Raw genomic sequence first — 13,611 nt, forward strand, 5'->3', positions numbered from 1 at the left:
AGCTTTCGCGCTTTGCAGTCTCGCTGTCACAACCCATCCAGATGATCCCCCTCCAGCAGCGCCGGCCGGCGACAGAACCGGCCGTTTCCGCGCTGCTCAAGACCATTCGAAATCCGAACAGGGGACTTACCTGATGATTCGCAGACACTCGTGCAAAGGGGTGGGGAGCAGTGTTGCCTGGAGTTTGCTGGGCCTGGCGATTTCCGCGCAGAGCCTGGCCGGGACCGTGACCACCGACGGTGCCGACATCGTGATCAAGACCAAGGGCGGCCTCGAAGTCGCCACCACCGACAAGGAATTCAGCTTCAAGCTCGGCGGCCGCCTGCAGGCCGACTACGGCCGCTTCGACGGCTACTACACGAACAACGGCAATACCGCCGATGCCGCCTACTTCCGCCGNCGGCGGCCGCCTGCAGGCCGACTACGGCCGCTTCGACGGCTACTACACGAACAACGGCAATACCGCCGATGCCGCCTACTTCCGCCGCGCCTACCTGGAATTCGGCGGCACCGTCTACCGTGACTGGAAGTACCAGATCAACTACGACCTGTCGCGCAACGTCGGCAACGACAGCGCCGGCTACTTCGACGAAGCCTCGGTCACCTATACCGGCTTCAATCCGGTCAACCTGAAGTTCGGCCGCTTCTACACCGACTTCGGCCTGGAAAAGGCCACCAGCTCCAAATGGGTCACCGCGCTGGAGCGCAACCTCACCTACGACATCGCCGACTGGGTCAACGACAACGTCGGTACCGGTATCCAGGCCAGCTCGGTGGTGGGCGGCATGGCCTTCCTCTCGGGCAGCGTGTTCAGCGAGAACAACAACGATACCGACGGCGACAGCGTCAAGCGCTACAACCTGCGCGGCGTGTTCGCGCCGCTGCACGAGCCGGGCAACGTGGTGCACCTGGGCCTGCAATACGCCTATCGCGACCTGGAGGACAGCGCGGTGGATACCCGGATCCGCCCGCGCATGGGCATGCGCGGCGTCTCCACCAATGGCGGCAACGATGCCGGCAGCAATGGCAACCGTGGCCTGTTCGGCGGCAGTTCGGCAGTCGAGGGGCTGTGGAAGGACGACTCGGTCTGGGGCCTGGAAGGCGCCTGGGCGCTGGGTGCCTTCTCGGCCCAGGCCGAGTACCTGCGGCGCACGGTCAAGGCCGAGCGCGACCGCGAGGATCTCAAGGCCTCCGGCTATTACGCGCAACTGGCCTACACCCTCACCGGCGAGCCGCGCCTCTACAAGCTGGACGGCGCCAAGTTCGACACCATCAAGCCGGAGAACAAGGAAATCGGCGCCTGGGAGCTGTTCTACCGCTACGACTCGATCAAGGTCGAGGATGACAACATCGTCGTCGACAGCGCCACCCGCGAGGTCGGCGACGCCAAGGGCAAGACCCATACCCTGGGCGTCAACTGGTACGCCAACGAGGCGGTGAAGGTCTCCGCCAACTACGTCAAGGCGAAGACCGACAAGATCAGCAATGCCAACGGCGACGATAGCGGCGATGGCCTGGTGATGCGCCTGCAGTACGTGTTCTGAGGCGGTCGGGCCCCGTCCGGCGGGCGGGGCTCGTTTCCGCAGGATGTTACCCGCGTCATGAAATTGCCTGGTGGATGTCCGGGCGGGCCGCCCAGCTTGACCCAGGGCACAGATCGCATGGCGGCATCTGGCTATGCTGGTCCCTCGGAAACGCTCTGGGAGGGACTGATGATCGGCTGGGGACGTGCCTGTATTGGCGTCGGGGGGCTGCTATTGCTGGGCCAGTTGCTGGGGGGCGCCCTGCTGCTCGCGGACGACGGCGAAGCGACGCTGGCGGTCGAACACTTCTGGCAATTCGTCTTCCTGATCCCGGCGATCCTGGTGGCACTGGGAATGTTCGTCCTGCAGCATCACGTGGGTTCCTTCGCCCAGTTGTACCGCCGGCGTCTCGATGGCGCCTCCTACCTGCTGGTTTCCTGCGGCATCGCCCTGGTCCTGGGCAAGCTCTGCGTCCTGCTGCTCGCCTGAGCCCCTCGCGCGGCCCGGCATGTCCGGGTTTGCCCGAGGCATTCAGCTTCCTGATTTAGCCGGAGGCCGCTGAAACCCTTGGTTACACTGGCCTTCATCACACGAACAGGAAGGCAGGACCCCTATGCAAAACCGCATGATGATCACCGGTGCCGGCTCCGGGCTGGGGCGCGAAATCGCCCTGCGCTGGGCGCGTGACGGCTGGCGCCTGGCGCTGGCCGACGTCAACGAAGCCGGCCTGGCGGAAAGCCTGAAACTGGTGCGCGAGGCGGGTGGCGATGGCTTCACCCAGCGTTGCGACGTACGCGACTACAGTCAACTGACCGCGCTGGCGCAGAGCTGCGAGGAGAAGTTCGGCGGCATCGACGTCATCGTCAACAACGCCGGGGTCGCCTCCGGCGGTTTCTTCGGCGAGCTGTCCCTGGAGGACTGGGACTGGCAGATCGCGATCAACCTGATGGGCGTGGTCAAGGGCTGCAAGGCCTTCCTGCCGTTGCTGGAGCGAAGCAAGGGCAAGATCGTCAACATCGCCTCGATGGCGGCGTTGATGCAGGGCCCGGCGATGAGCAACTACAACGTGGCCAAGGCCGGGGTGGTGGCGCTTTCGGAAAGCCTGCTGGTAGAGCTGGCGCTGGTCGAGGTCGGCGTCCATGTGGTCTGTCCTTCGTTCTTCCAGACCAACCTGCTGGACTCTTTCCGCGGCCCGAGCCCCGAGATGAAGCACCAGGTCGGCAAGTTGCTGGAGAGTTCGCCGATCAGCGCCGCCGACATCGCCGACTACATCCACGCCGAAGTGGCCAAGGGCAGTTTCCTGATCCTGCCCCACGAGCAGGCGCGGATGGCCTGGAGGATCAAGCAGCAGAACCCCCAGGCGATCTATGACGAGATGACCGCGATGGCCGGCAAGATGCAGGCCAAGCGTCAGCGCCAGGCCTGAGGGGAAATGGCTGCAGGCCAGCAGGGGCGCGGCTTTGCACCATTGCGGTGCGGCGCAGATAGTGCTTGCCCAAGGCGGTGCGATCGAGTAGCTTGAATCACCGGCCTGCCTGCCGAAGTACGTTGGACCCCACAAGAAGCCTCGCTCATTTGCGAGGCTTTTTGCTTTTCCGGCCTCGCGCCCTGTGCTAGAAGGCTGCCTCTGCGAGTCCGTTCTGTTCTGGAGTACCCCTGTGGAGTCTGAATCCATCGTCTATGGCTGCATCCGCGACTGGCCGGGCGATTCGATGGAACGGCGCATGCGCCGTGCCGCCAACCGCCGCGTGCTGGACAGCCTGCCGGGCGGCGAGGCCTGGCCGTTCCTCGGACGCGAGATGTTCAGCCGCTGCGAGCAGTCCGGGGCCGGGCTCTACCAGACCCAGATCATCCACTTCGGTGCCAGCTACCAGGCCATCGAGTACGAGTGGAGCCTGTGGGTCGAGCAGTTCGAGGCGTTGCTCAGGCGCCTCTACTGGGCCAGCGCGGTGGTCCACCTGGAGACCGAAGTGAACGGCAGCCATACCTTTCGCTGGGAGTCCGAGCGTGGCTTCCATACCCCCCAGGAGAGCGACCTGCAGGTCCGCTGCGCCTGGGAGCGGGAGGGCGGGCGGCGGTGATCAACTACCTCTGGTTCGTCCTCGCGGCGTTCTGCGAGATCGCCGGCTGCTACGCCTTCTATCTCTGGCTGCGGCTGGGCAAGAGCGCCCTGTGGGTGCTGCCCGGCCTGCTCAGCCTGACCCTGTTCGCCTTGCTGCTGACCCGCGTGGAGGCCAGCTACGCCGGCCGCGCCTATGCCGCCTATGGCGGCATCTACGTCGCCGCGTCGCTGTTCTGGCTGGCTTTCGTCGAGCGCTCGCGGCCGCTATGGAGCGACTGGCTGGGCGTGGCCTTGTGCGTGGTCGGTGCCAGCGTCGTGCTGTTCGGCCCGCGCCTGTCGCAGTGACTCAGGCGGGGTGGGCGGCGCGCCCGTCACGGGCGTCGGACCCCGCCGTCCCGGGCCGCCGCACCCCGAACCGGCGGATCACTGCGAAGTGTTGCGCTGTACGTCACCTTTTTCCTGATCCAGTTCCTTGAGCATCTGCGCGTAGGCATCGCAATCGCTCGGCCGGTTCTGTTCCGAGCGGGCTTCCTGGCGCTGGCGCAACTGCTCGTTGAGTTCCCTGGCCCGTTGCGGGTTCTTCTGGGTGATCGAGGCGACCTTGGTGGCGACTTCCTTGCCCATCTTTTCCGCCTCCGCTTCGGAACAGGCGAAGACCGGCGTGGCGACCAGCAGGGCGCAGGCGCTGGCGAGGGCGAAAAGCGGTTTCATGGCGTACTCCTGTGGGGTGGTCCTGAGCGGTGGAGCCCGGTCGAGCCGACAAAGTTCAGCCGCAACGCCGGACGGCGACCGATTCGAACCCTCGCGGCGGGTTGCGGGTCGCACGCATAGAGAGGGTGCGAAGGACCCTCGTCGCTTATGCCGCAGGAGGTATGCCATGACTCACGATTGGGATCTGGTCGAACGGTTGCTGCTGGAGGTCCGGCAGTCCGCCCATGAGAACTTCGCCCCGCGCGCCCATGCCGAACGCCTGGCCGAGGAACGCTCCCAGGCCGGGCAGCGGGTCGGCGACATGGATGCGTTGAAGCAGAAGGCCGCCGACTACGAGGCGATCCTGCTGGAGGGCGGCTTCATCGAGCCGCGTCCGGAAGAGCAGGGCGGCAATGGCGAGAACTTCGTCCTCACGCCGCGCGGCGAGCGCCTGCTCGGCCTGATCGGCGGCGAGACGCCGAAGGCCGCCGAGGCTCGCCGGCTGCTCGAGGAGAACGGCAGCGAAGCGCTGCACGCCGAGCGCTTCGACCGTTTCGTCGCCGGGCTCTGAAACTGCGCCCGACGGGCGATCGGCGGGGCTTGTGAGTCGCCCGCGGCGCCACCATAGTGCGGAGCATGATGCCTATTTCATCCTCTTCCGCCCGCCGCGCCGAGCCGGCTCCGCGGCCCCTGGCGGAGTTCCATCCCGCCGTCCGCCAGTGGTTCGAACGCCACTTCGCCGCGCCCACGCCGGCCCAGGTCGAGGCCTGGCCGGCGATCCGCGAGGGGCTTTCGACCCTGGTCGCCGCGCCCACCGGTTCGGGCAAGACCCTGACCGCCTTCCTCGCCGCCATCGATGCCCTGGTGGTAGAGGGGCTGGCCGCCGGCGGCGAGCTGGCGGATGCCACCCAGGTAGTCTATGTCTCGCCGCTGAAAGCGCTGTCCAACGACATCCGCATCAACCTGGAGCAACCGCTGGCCGGCATCCGCGAAGAACTGGCGCGTCTCGGCCTGCCCGACGTCGATATCCGTAGCGCGGTGCGCACCGGCGATACGCCGCAGTTCGAACGCGGAGCGATGCGCAAGCGCCCGCCGCACATCCTGGTCACCACGCCCGAATCGCTGTACATCCTGCTCGGCTCGGAGTCGGGCCGGCAGATGCTCGCCGGGGTGCGCAGCGTGATCGTCGACGAGATCCATGCCCTGGCCGGCAGCAAGCGCGGCAGCCACCTGGCGCTGTCGCTGGAGCGCCTGCAGGAGCTGTGTCCGCGACCGCTGCTGCGGATCGGGCTGTCCGCCACGCAGAAGCCGATCGAGAAGGTCGCGCGCTTCCTCGTCGGTGCCAGCGGCAATCCGCGCGATCCGGCCTGCCGGATCGTCGACATCGGCTATACGCGCCCCCGCGACCTGGGCATCGAGGTACCGCCGGTGGCGCTGGAAGCGGTGATGTCCAACGACACCTGGGAGCTGGTCTACGACCGCCTGGCGCACCTGGCCGGCGAGCACCGCACCACCCTGGTGTTCGTCAACACCCGGCGCATGGCCGAGCGGGTCACCCGCTTCCTCGCCGAACGCCTCGGCAGCCGCCAGGTGGCGGCCCACCACGGCAGCCTGGCCAAGGAGCTGCGCCTGGATGCCGAGCAGCGCCTCAAGGCCGGGCAATTGAAGGTACTGGTGGCGACCGCCTCGCTGGAGCTGGGCATCGATATCGGCGACGTCGAGCTGGTCTGCCAGTTGTCGTCGCCGCGCTCCATCGCCGCCTTCCTGCAACGGGTCGGGCGTTCCGGGCACAGCGTCGGCGGCACCCCCAAGGGCCGGTTGTTCCCGACCTCCCGCGACGACCTGGTGGAATGCGCGGCGCTGCTCGACAGCGTGCGCCGTGGCGAGCTGGACAGCCTGGTGCTGCCGCGCCAGCCGCTGGACGTGCTGGCGCAGCAGATCGTCGCCGAAGTGGCCTGCCAGGAGTGGCGCGAGGACGACCTCTATCGCCTGGTGATCCGCGCCGAGCCCTACGCCGGGCTGGAGCGCGAGCGCTTCGACGAAGTCCTGCGGATGCTTGCCGAGGGCTACCACTCACGCCTCGGCGTGCGCGGCGCCTATCTCCATCGCGATGCGCTCAACGGCCTGCTCCGTGGCCGCCGTGGCGCGCGGCTGACCGCGCTGACCTCGGGCGGGACCATTCCCGATACCGGCGACTACAGCGTGCTGCTGGAGCCGCAGGGCCTGCTGGTGGGGACGGTCAACGAAGATTTCGCGGTGGAGAGCCTGGCCGGCGACGTGTTCCAGCTGGGCAACACCTCGTACCGGATCATCCGCATCGAGCCGGGACGGGTGCGGGTCGAGGACGCCCAGGGCCAGCCGCCGAACATTCCGTTCTGGCTGGGTGAGGCGCCGGGGCGCAGCGACGAGCTGTCGGCCAGCGTGGCGCGCCTGCGCGACACCCTCGACGAGCTGCTCGGCGAAGGCCAGGCATTGCCGGAAGGGCAGCGGCTGGAGCCAGCCATCGCCTGGCTCGGCGTCACCCTCGGGCTGGACGATGGCGCCGCGCGGCAGATCGTCGAGTACCTGGCCCGCGCCCGCCAGGCCCTGGGTGGCCTGCCCGGGAGCCGGCGGCTGGTGATGGAACGCTTCTTCGACGAATCCGGCGGCATGCAACTGATCATCCACAGTCCTCACGGCAGCCGCCTCAACCGCGCCTGGGGCCTGGCGCTGCGCAAGCGTTTCTGCCGCAGCTTCAACTTCGAGCTGCAGGCGGCGGCCACCGAGGACGCGATCATCCTTTCGCTGTCCACCAGCCACAGCTTTCCCCTCGACGAGGTCTGGCGCTACCTGCATTCGGCGAGCGCCGAGCATCTGTTGGTACAGGCCGTGCTCGACGCGCCGCTGTTCGGCGTGCGCTGGCGCTGGAACCTGACCACCTCGCTCGGTTTGCCGCGCTACACCGGCGGTCGCAAGGTGCCGCCGCAACTGCTGCGGATGAAGAGCGAGGATCTGCTGGCCAGCGTGTTCCCCGACCAGGTGGCGTGCCTGGAGAATATCGTCGGCGAGCGCGAGGTGCCCGATCACCCGCTGGTGGCGCAGACCCTTGACGACTGCCTGCACGAGGCGATGGATTGCGACGGCTGGCTGGCCCTGCTGCGCGACATGGAGAGCGGCGCGGTGGACTTGCTGGCGCGCGACCTGCCGGCGCCTTCGGCGTTGGCGGCGGAGATACTCACCGCGCGTCCCTACGCCTATCTCGACGATGCGCCGCTGGAGGAGCGGCGTACCCAGGCGGTACAGAATCGCCGCTGGAGCGATCCCGAGTCCGCCGACGATCTCGGCGCCCTGGACCTTGAGGCGATCGAGGCGGTGCGTGGCGAGGCCTGGCCGGAAGCGCGCAACGCCGACGAGATGCATGAGGCGCTGAACAGCCTGGGCTACCTCACCTCGGGCGAGGCCGAGGCCAATCCGGGCTGGGGGGAATGGCTTGCGCAACTGTCGGAGCAACGCCGCGCCGGACGCCTGGACTGCGCAGGCAGCATTCTCTGGCTGGCGGCGGAGCGCCTGCCGGCGATGCGCCTGGTGCATCCCGCGGCGAAGGTGCCCGACGCTTTCCAGGCGCCTCGCGGCTATCCGCCGCCGGACTCGGCGGAAGCGGCGACCGTGGAGCTGACCCGCGCCCGCCTGGGTGGCTTCGGGCCGCGCACGGCCGGGCAGTTGGCGGCCGACCTGGGCATCGGCCTGGCCGACCAGCAGTACGCGTTGGCCGCCCTGGAGCGCGAAGGCTATGTGCTGCGTGGCCGCTTCAGTCCTGGCGCGACGGAAGAGGAGTGGTGCGAACGCCATCTGCTGGCGCGCATCCATCGCTATACGGTGAAGCGCCTGCGCCGGGAAATCGAGCCGGTGCAGCGCGCCGATTTCATGCGCTTCCTGTTCGACTGGCAGCGCCTGGCGCCGGGCACCCGTGGCCGGGGAGCGGAGTCCCTGGCTACGGTGGTCGAGCAACTGGAAGGCTTCCAGGCCGCGGCGGCCGCCTGGGAAAGCGAACTGCTGGCAGCGCGGGTGGCCGACTACGCCAGCCATTGGCTGGACCAGCTGTGCCGTTCCGGACGCATCGTCTGGGCGCGCCTGGCCGGACGCAGCAAGGCCGCCGGCGGTCCGCTGCGCAGCGCGCCGATCGTGCTCCTGCCGCGCCGCGAGCTGGGGCTCTGGAGCGTCCTGCAGCGCGACGCGCGGGAGCCGGAACTGTCGCCGCGCGCGGCCAGGGTACTGGAGGTGCTGCGCGAGCAGGGTGCATCGTTCTTCGACGAACTGAGCCAGGACGCCCACCTGCTGCGCAGCGAGCTGGAGAACGCCCTCGGCGAGCTGGTCTCGGTCGGCCGGGTCAACGCCGACAGCTTCGCCGGGCTGCGCACCCTGCTGATGCCGGCGGACAAGCGCAGCCGCCAGGAGCGCCGCTCGCGCGGCCTGCCGGGCGGCATGCAGGACGCCGGGCGCTGGGCGCCGCTGCGCCGGGCGAAGGCGGAAGAGGTGGGGCAGCGTTTGCCGGCGGAGGTTCTCGAACATGTCGCCCGGACCTTGCTGCGGCGCTATGGGGTGGTCGCCTGGCGCCTGCTGGAGCGCGAAGCCGACTGGCTGCCGCCGTGGCGCGAGTTGCTGCGCGTCTACCATCGCCTGGAAGCGCGCGGCGAGATTCGCGGCGGGCGCTTCATCGCCGGCCTGGCCGGCGAGCAGTTCGCCTTGGCGGAAGCGGTCGGCCTGTTGCGCGAGGTGCGCAAGCGGCCGCCGGATGGGGCGATGCTGGTGGTGTCGGCGGTCGATCCGTTGAACCTGGTCGGCGGCCTGCTACCCGGCGAACGGGTGCCGGCGGTGACCGGCAACCGCCTGCTCTATCGAGACGGAGCGCCGCTGGCGGCGCTGGTAGCCGGCAAGGTGCGGATGCTCGCGGAAGTCGACGGCGAGACCGCGCAGCAGATCCGTGCGCTGCTGATCCGCCGTCACTGAGGCCCGCTCAGCGCAGGCTCAGATGGCGGCTGAGCAGGGCCCGCAACGCGGCCGGCTTGACCGGCTTGGACAGGTAGTCGAGGCCGGCGGCGTGGATCTCCGCCACCAGTTCCGGCCGCGCGTCGGCGCTGATCACCACGCCCGGCACCGGCTCGCCCAGGCGCGTGCGCAGCCAGGCCATCAGTTGCGTACCGGTCTCGCCGTCGTCCAGGTGATAGTCGATCAACGCCAGTTGCGGGCGCATCTCGCTGTCCAGCAGCGTGGCGCATTCCTCGCGGCTGCGCGCGGTCCAGACCTGGCAGCCCCAGCGGCTGAGCAGGCTGTTCATGCCGGCGAGGATGCTGTCTTCGTTGTCCACGCAGAGCACCTGGGCGCCGTTCAGCGCTTGCGCCGGTTCGGCCTTGTGGCCGTTGGCCAGGGCCGGCGGCGCCTGCCGCGCCAGCGGTACGCGGACGCTGAAGACGCTGCCCTTGCCCGGCCAGGAACGTACCTCCAGCGGATGGCCGAGGACCTTGCAGAGCCGGTCGGCGATCGCCAGGCCGAGACCGAGGCCTTTCTCCGCGCGGGTCTGGTGGCTGTCCAGGCGCTTGAACTCTTCGAAGATGACTTTCTGCTTGTCCGGTGGGATGCCCGGCCCCTGATCCCAGACTTCCAGGCGCAGGCAGCCGTCCTCGCGGCGCACGCCGAGCAGCACGTGGCCCTTGGCGTAGCGGAAAGCGTTGGTCAGGAAGTTCTGCAGGATGCGCCGCAGCAGCTTGATGTCGCTGTCCACCCGCAGCTGGCTGCCGCGCAGGCGGAAATGCAGGCCCTGCTCCTGGGCCAGCGCCTTGAACTCGACGCCGAGGGCATCGTAGAGGTTGTTCAGCGGGAACGGGTTGCGTTCGGCGCTGACCCGGCCGCTTTCCAGGCGCGAGATGTCCAGCAGGTCGGTGATCAGGTCCTCGGCGGAACGCAGCGATGAGTCGAGGTGCTGCACCAGGTCGCGGACCTCGCCGGGCAGCGCGTCCTGGTGGGCGAGGGCGGCGGAGAACAGCCGCGCGGCGTTCAGCGGCTGCATCAGGTCGTGGCTGACGGCGGCGAGGAAGCGGGTCTTCGACTGGTTGGCGGCCTCGGCGTTGCTCTTCGCCTCGCTGAGTTCCTGGTTCAACTGCGAGAGTTCCTGGGTACGCTCCTGGACCCGCTGTTCCAGCGACTCGTTGGCGCCCTTGAGGCCCTGTTCGGCCTCGCGGTAGGCGGTGATATCGGTGAAGCTCATGACGAAGCCGCCGCCGGGCATCGGGTTGCCGATCAGCTCGATGACCCGGCCGTTGGGGAACAGCCGCTCGGAGGTGTGTGGAGTGCCCTGGCGCATCCAGTACAGGCGCTTGGCCACGTGCATGTCCGGATCGCCGGGCCCGCACAGGCCGCGATCGGCGTTGTAGCGGATGATGTCGGCGATCGGTCGGCCGACGTAGATCAGCCCGTCCGGGTACTCGAACAGTTCCAGGTAGCGGTGGTTCCAGGCCACCAGGCGCAGCGACTGGTCGACCACGCTGATGCCCTGGGTGATGTTCTCGATCGCGCCCTGCAGCAGGGCGCGGTTGAATTGCAGCACCTCGGAGGCTTCGTCGGCGATCCGCACCACGTCCTCCACCTGCATCTCGCGCCCTTCGATGGCGGCCTTCACCACCGCCCGCGCCGAGGACGCGCCGAGGACCCCGGCGAGCAGGCGCTCGGTGTGCGCGATCCACTCGTTGTTGGCGGTCTGGTTCGGGGTGAAGCCCTTGCCCTGGCGGTAGGCGAAGCGGATGAAGCTTTGCCGCGCGCGTTCCTCGCCGACGAAACGCGCGGCGAGCATCAGCAGGTCTTCCACCTGCACCGCGAGCATGAAGCGCGAGTTCTGCCGCTGGGAGATCTCCTGGCCGATGAAGCGGCTGGCCTGCCAGTGCTCGGACACGCGGGTGCGCGAGAGCACCGAGACCAGGCCGAACAGGGCGAAGTTGCCGACCAGCGAGATCAGCACGCCCTGGGTCAGCGGCTCGATCGGCAGGCCGAAGGGATTGCTTGCCAGCCAGGTCAGGCCGGGGATGCGCTCCAGCGGCCAGCCGAGGCCCTTGGCCACCACCGGCAGGACCAGCGTATAGGCCCACAGCAGCGAGCCGGCGGCGAGGCCGGCGAAGACCCCGCGGCGGTTGGCCTGTTTCCAGTACAGCGCGCCGATCATCGCCGGGCCGAGCTGGGCGATGGCGGCGAAGGCGATCTGGCCGATGGTCGCCAGGCTGGCGCTGGAGCCGAGCAGGCGGTAGGCCACGTAGGCGAGCAGCAGGATCACCGCGATGCTCACCCGGCGTACGGTCAGCAGCCAGTGACGGAAGGCCTCGAAGGGCCGTTCGGTGTCCTTTTCCCGGCGTCGCAGCAGCCACGGCAGGAGCATGTCGTTGGAGACCATGGTCGACAGCGCGACGCTGGCGACGATGACCATTCCGGTGGCGGCCGAGGCGCCGCCAATGAATGCCAGCAGGGCCAGCGCCGGGTGCGCCTCGGCCAGCGGCAGGCTGATGACGAAGGAGTCCGGCATTACCCCGGCGGGCAGGTGCAATTGGCCGGCGAGGGCGATCGGCACCACGAACAACGCGGCCAGCACCAGGTAGATGGGGAACACCCAGCGCGCCAGGTTGAGGTCGCGCGGCTCGATGTTCTCCACCACGGTGACGTGGAATTGCCGCGGCAGGCACATGATCGCGGTCATCGCCACGCCGGTCTGCAGCAGCATCGCCGGCCAGTGCACGGTCTCTTCCCAGTAGTCGGCCAACTGCGGCGCGGCGCGGGCCTGGGAGAAGAGATCGGCGAAGCCGTCGTAGAGGCCGAAGGTGACGAAGATGCCCACGGCGAGGAAGGCGGTGAGCTTGACCAGCGACTCGAAGGCGATGGCCAGGACCATGCCGCGGTGGTGTTCGGTGACATCCAGGCTGCGGGTACCGAAGACGATGGTGAACAGCGCCAGCACCAGCGACACGATCAGCGCCGTGTCCTGGGCGCGGGTACCGGTGGAGTCGGCGCCGGAGCCGATCAGCAGATTCACCCCGAGGACGATGCCTTTCAGTTGCAGGGCGATGTAGGGCAGCACGCCGACCATGCAGATCAGCGCCACCACCACCGCCAGCGCCTGCGACTTGCCGTAGCGGGCGGCGATGAAGTCGGCGATGGAGGTGATGTTCTCCTGCTTGCTGATCATGATCATCTTCTGCAGCACCCAGGGCGCGAACAGCATCAGCAGCACCGGTCCGAGGTAGATCGGCAGGAACGACCAGAGCTGGTCGGTGGCCTGGCCGACCGCGCCGAAGAAGGTCCAACTGGTGCAGTACACTGCCAGGGAGAGGCTGTAGACCCAGGCGCGCAGGCGGGGTGAGAGCGGGGTGCGGCGACGGTCGCCATAGAAGGCGATGGCGAACAGGATGGCCATGTAGACCAGGGCGACCACGGCGATCAGCCCGATGGACAGCGACATGCGAACTCCGATGATGTCCCCGCGAGAAGCTGGCGTGAGGCGGGGGTCTTGCTTTCGCGCCAGTTTCGCACTTGTCGGCCCGCGCGTCAGGCCGCCTGCGACCAAGGTCGCACGCATGCTTGAGCCGGACGCGCGGAGTTGGTAGCGTGCCGGGCTGCGTGAGCGCGGACGGCCCCGGCGGCCGGCTGTCCGTTCATCGTAGCCGGTTTCGGCTGCGGCACTAAACGCGGCCGCTACGCTCTGATGGGAGCGGAGTTTTGCGTCGATGTCGAGGAGGGCGCCCATGTTCAAGCCGCTACCGATCACCCTGCAGCGCGGAGCCTTGCGTCTCGAGCCGCTGGTGGAAGCGGACATTCCCGAGCTGGTGAGCCTCGCCGAAGCCAACCGCGAGGCGCTGCAGTACATGGACGGACCGACGCGGCCGGACTGGTACCGCCAGAGCCTCGCCGAGCAGCGCGAGGGCAGGGCGTTGCCGCTCGCCGTCCGCCTCGGCGTGCAACTGGTCGGGACCACGCGCTTCGCCGAATTCCTTCCCGCCTTGCCGGCCTGCGAGATCGGCTGGACCTGGCTCGACCAGGCCCAGCACGGCAGCGGCCTGAACCGCATGATCAAGTACCTGATGCTCAAGCATGCCTTCGACAACCTGCGCATGGTCCGCGTGCAGCTCAGCACGGCGGCGAGCAACCTGCGCGCCCAGGGCGCCATCGACAAGCTCGGCGCGCAGCGCGAGGGCGTGCTGCGCAACCACCGGCGGCTGGCCGGCGGGCGGCTAGACGACACCTTCGTCTACAGCATCACCGACCACGAATGGCCGCAGGTCAAGGCGGCGCTGGAAGCCAGCTTCACCGGCTGAAGCCGGTTCC

At 68.4% G+C, this 13,611-nt stretch carries 9 protein-coding genes and 1 pseudogene; 8 read left to right on the forward strand and 2 right to left on the reverse strand.

The annotated features are described in order from the left end of the window. The first annotated feature begins 133 nt into the window (after positions 1 to 133). From LT948_RS21185 to LT948_RS21205, 5 genes and pseudogenes are all read left to right on the forward strand, one after another. Positions 134 to 1,544 (forward strand): annotated as a pseudogene (locus tag LT948_RS21185) (OprO/OprP family phosphate-selective porin). Positions 1,545 to 1,712: 168 nt separating this feature from the next. Further along, positions 1,713 to 2,012, forward strand: a complete 300-nt coding sequence (locus LT948_RS21190; RefSeq protein WP_003091621.1) for a hypothetical protein — start codon at positions 1,713 to 1,715, stop codon at positions 2,010 to 2,012. A 124-nt stretch (positions 2,013 to 2,136) separates the two neighbouring features. After that, positions 2,137 to 2,949 (forward strand): SDR family oxidoreductase, encoded by an 813-nt coding sequence (locus LT948_RS21195; protein WP_003091619.1) that lies wholly within the window; start codon positions 2,137 to 2,139, stop codon positions 2,947 to 2,949. A gap of 232 nt (positions 2,950 to 3,181) precedes the next feature. Then, positions 3,182 to 3,604, forward strand: a complete 423-nt coding sequence (locus LT948_RS21200; protein WP_003091617.1) for a hypothetical protein — start codon at positions 3,182 to 3,184, stop codon at positions 3,602 to 3,604. Next, positions 3,601 to 3,930: a YnfA family protein gene (locus tag LT948_RS21205; RefSeq protein WP_003091616.1), complete on the forward strand. Its 330-nt coding sequence runs from the start codon at positions 3,601 to 3,603 to the stop codon at positions 3,928 to 3,930. Before LT948_RS21200 ends, LT948_RS21205 begins: the two co-directional genes overlap by 4 nt. A 78-nt stretch (positions 3,931 to 4,008) precedes the next feature. Here LT948_RS21205 and LT948_RS21210 read toward each other — a convergent pair whose 3' ends face one another. After that, positions 4,009 to 4,296 (reverse strand): hypothetical protein, encoded by a 288-nt coding sequence (locus LT948_RS21210; protein ID WP_003091615.1) that lies wholly within the window; start codon positions 4,294 to 4,296, stop codon positions 4,009 to 4,011. Positions 4,297 to 4,462: 166 nt separating this feature from the next. On the opposite strand from LT948_RS21210, the gene LT948_RS21215 reads away from it, so the two are divergent. Next, positions 4,463 to 4,846 (forward strand): hypothetical protein, encoded by a 384-nt coding sequence (locus LT948_RS21215; RefSeq protein ID WP_003091614.1) that lies wholly within the window; start codon positions 4,463 to 4,465, stop codon positions 4,844 to 4,846. A 68-nt stretch (positions 4,847 to 4,914) separates the two neighbouring features. Continuing rightward, a complete protein-coding gene (locus tag LT948_RS21220; protein ID WP_033995044.1) occupies positions 4,915 to 9,261 on the forward strand; it encodes a DEAD/DEAH box helicase in 4,347 nt (1,448 codons plus the stop codon). A gap of 7 nt (positions 9,262 to 9,268) precedes the next feature. Here LT948_RS21220 and LT948_RS21225 read toward each other — a convergent pair whose 3' ends face one another. Continuing rightward, positions 9,269 to 12,748, reverse strand: coding sequence for a PAS domain-containing hybrid sensor histidine kinase/response regulator (locus LT948_RS21225; RefSeq protein WP_003091610.1), 3,480 nt, complete (start codon positions 12,746 to 12,748; stop codon positions 9,269 to 9,271). A gap of 265 nt (positions 12,749 to 13,013) precedes the next feature. On the opposite strand from LT948_RS21225, the gene LT948_RS21230 reads away from it, so the two are divergent. Continuing rightward, a complete protein-coding gene (locus tag LT948_RS21230; RefSeq protein WP_003119682.1) occupies positions 13,014 to 13,601 on the forward strand; it encodes a GNAT family N-acetyltransferase in 588 nt (195 codons plus the stop codon). Positions 13,602 to 13,611 lie beyond the last annotated feature (10 nt).

This window comes from Pseudomonas sp. CP-1, from assembly GCF_021213715.1.
Classification (GTDB): domain Bacteria; phylum Pseudomonadota; class Gammaproteobacteria; order Pseudomonadales; family Pseudomonadaceae; genus Pseudomonas; species Pseudomonas aeruginosa.

Coding starts and splice junctions, on each gene's coding strand:
- LT948_RS21190 (WP_003091621.1), top strand. CDS start 1,713: ATGATCGGCTGGGGACGTGCCTGTATTGGCGTCGGGGGGCTGCTATTG.
- LT948_RS21195 (WP_003091619.1), top strand. CDS start 2,137: ATGCAAAACCGCATGATGATCACCGGTGCCGGCTCCGGGCTGGGGCGC.
- LT948_RS21210 (WP_003091615.1), bottom strand. CDS start 4,296: ATGAAACCGCTTTTCGCCCTCGCCAGCGCCTGCGCCCTGCTGGTCGCC.
- LT948_RS21215 (WP_003091614.1), top strand. CDS start 4,463: ATGACTCACGATTGGGATCTGGTCGAACGGTTGCTGCTGGAGGTCCGG.
- LT948_RS21220 (WP_033995044.1), top strand. CDS start 4,915: ATGCCTATTTCATCCTCTTCCGCCCGCCGCGCCGAGCCGGCTCCGCGG.
- LT948_RS21225 (WP_003091610.1), bottom strand. CDS start 12,748: ATGTCGCTGTCCATCGGGCTGATCGCCGTGGTCGCCCTGGTCTACATG.
- LT948_RS21230 (WP_003119682.1), top strand. CDS start 13,014: ATGTCGAGGAGGGCGCCCATGTTCAAGCCGCTACCGATCACCCTGCAG.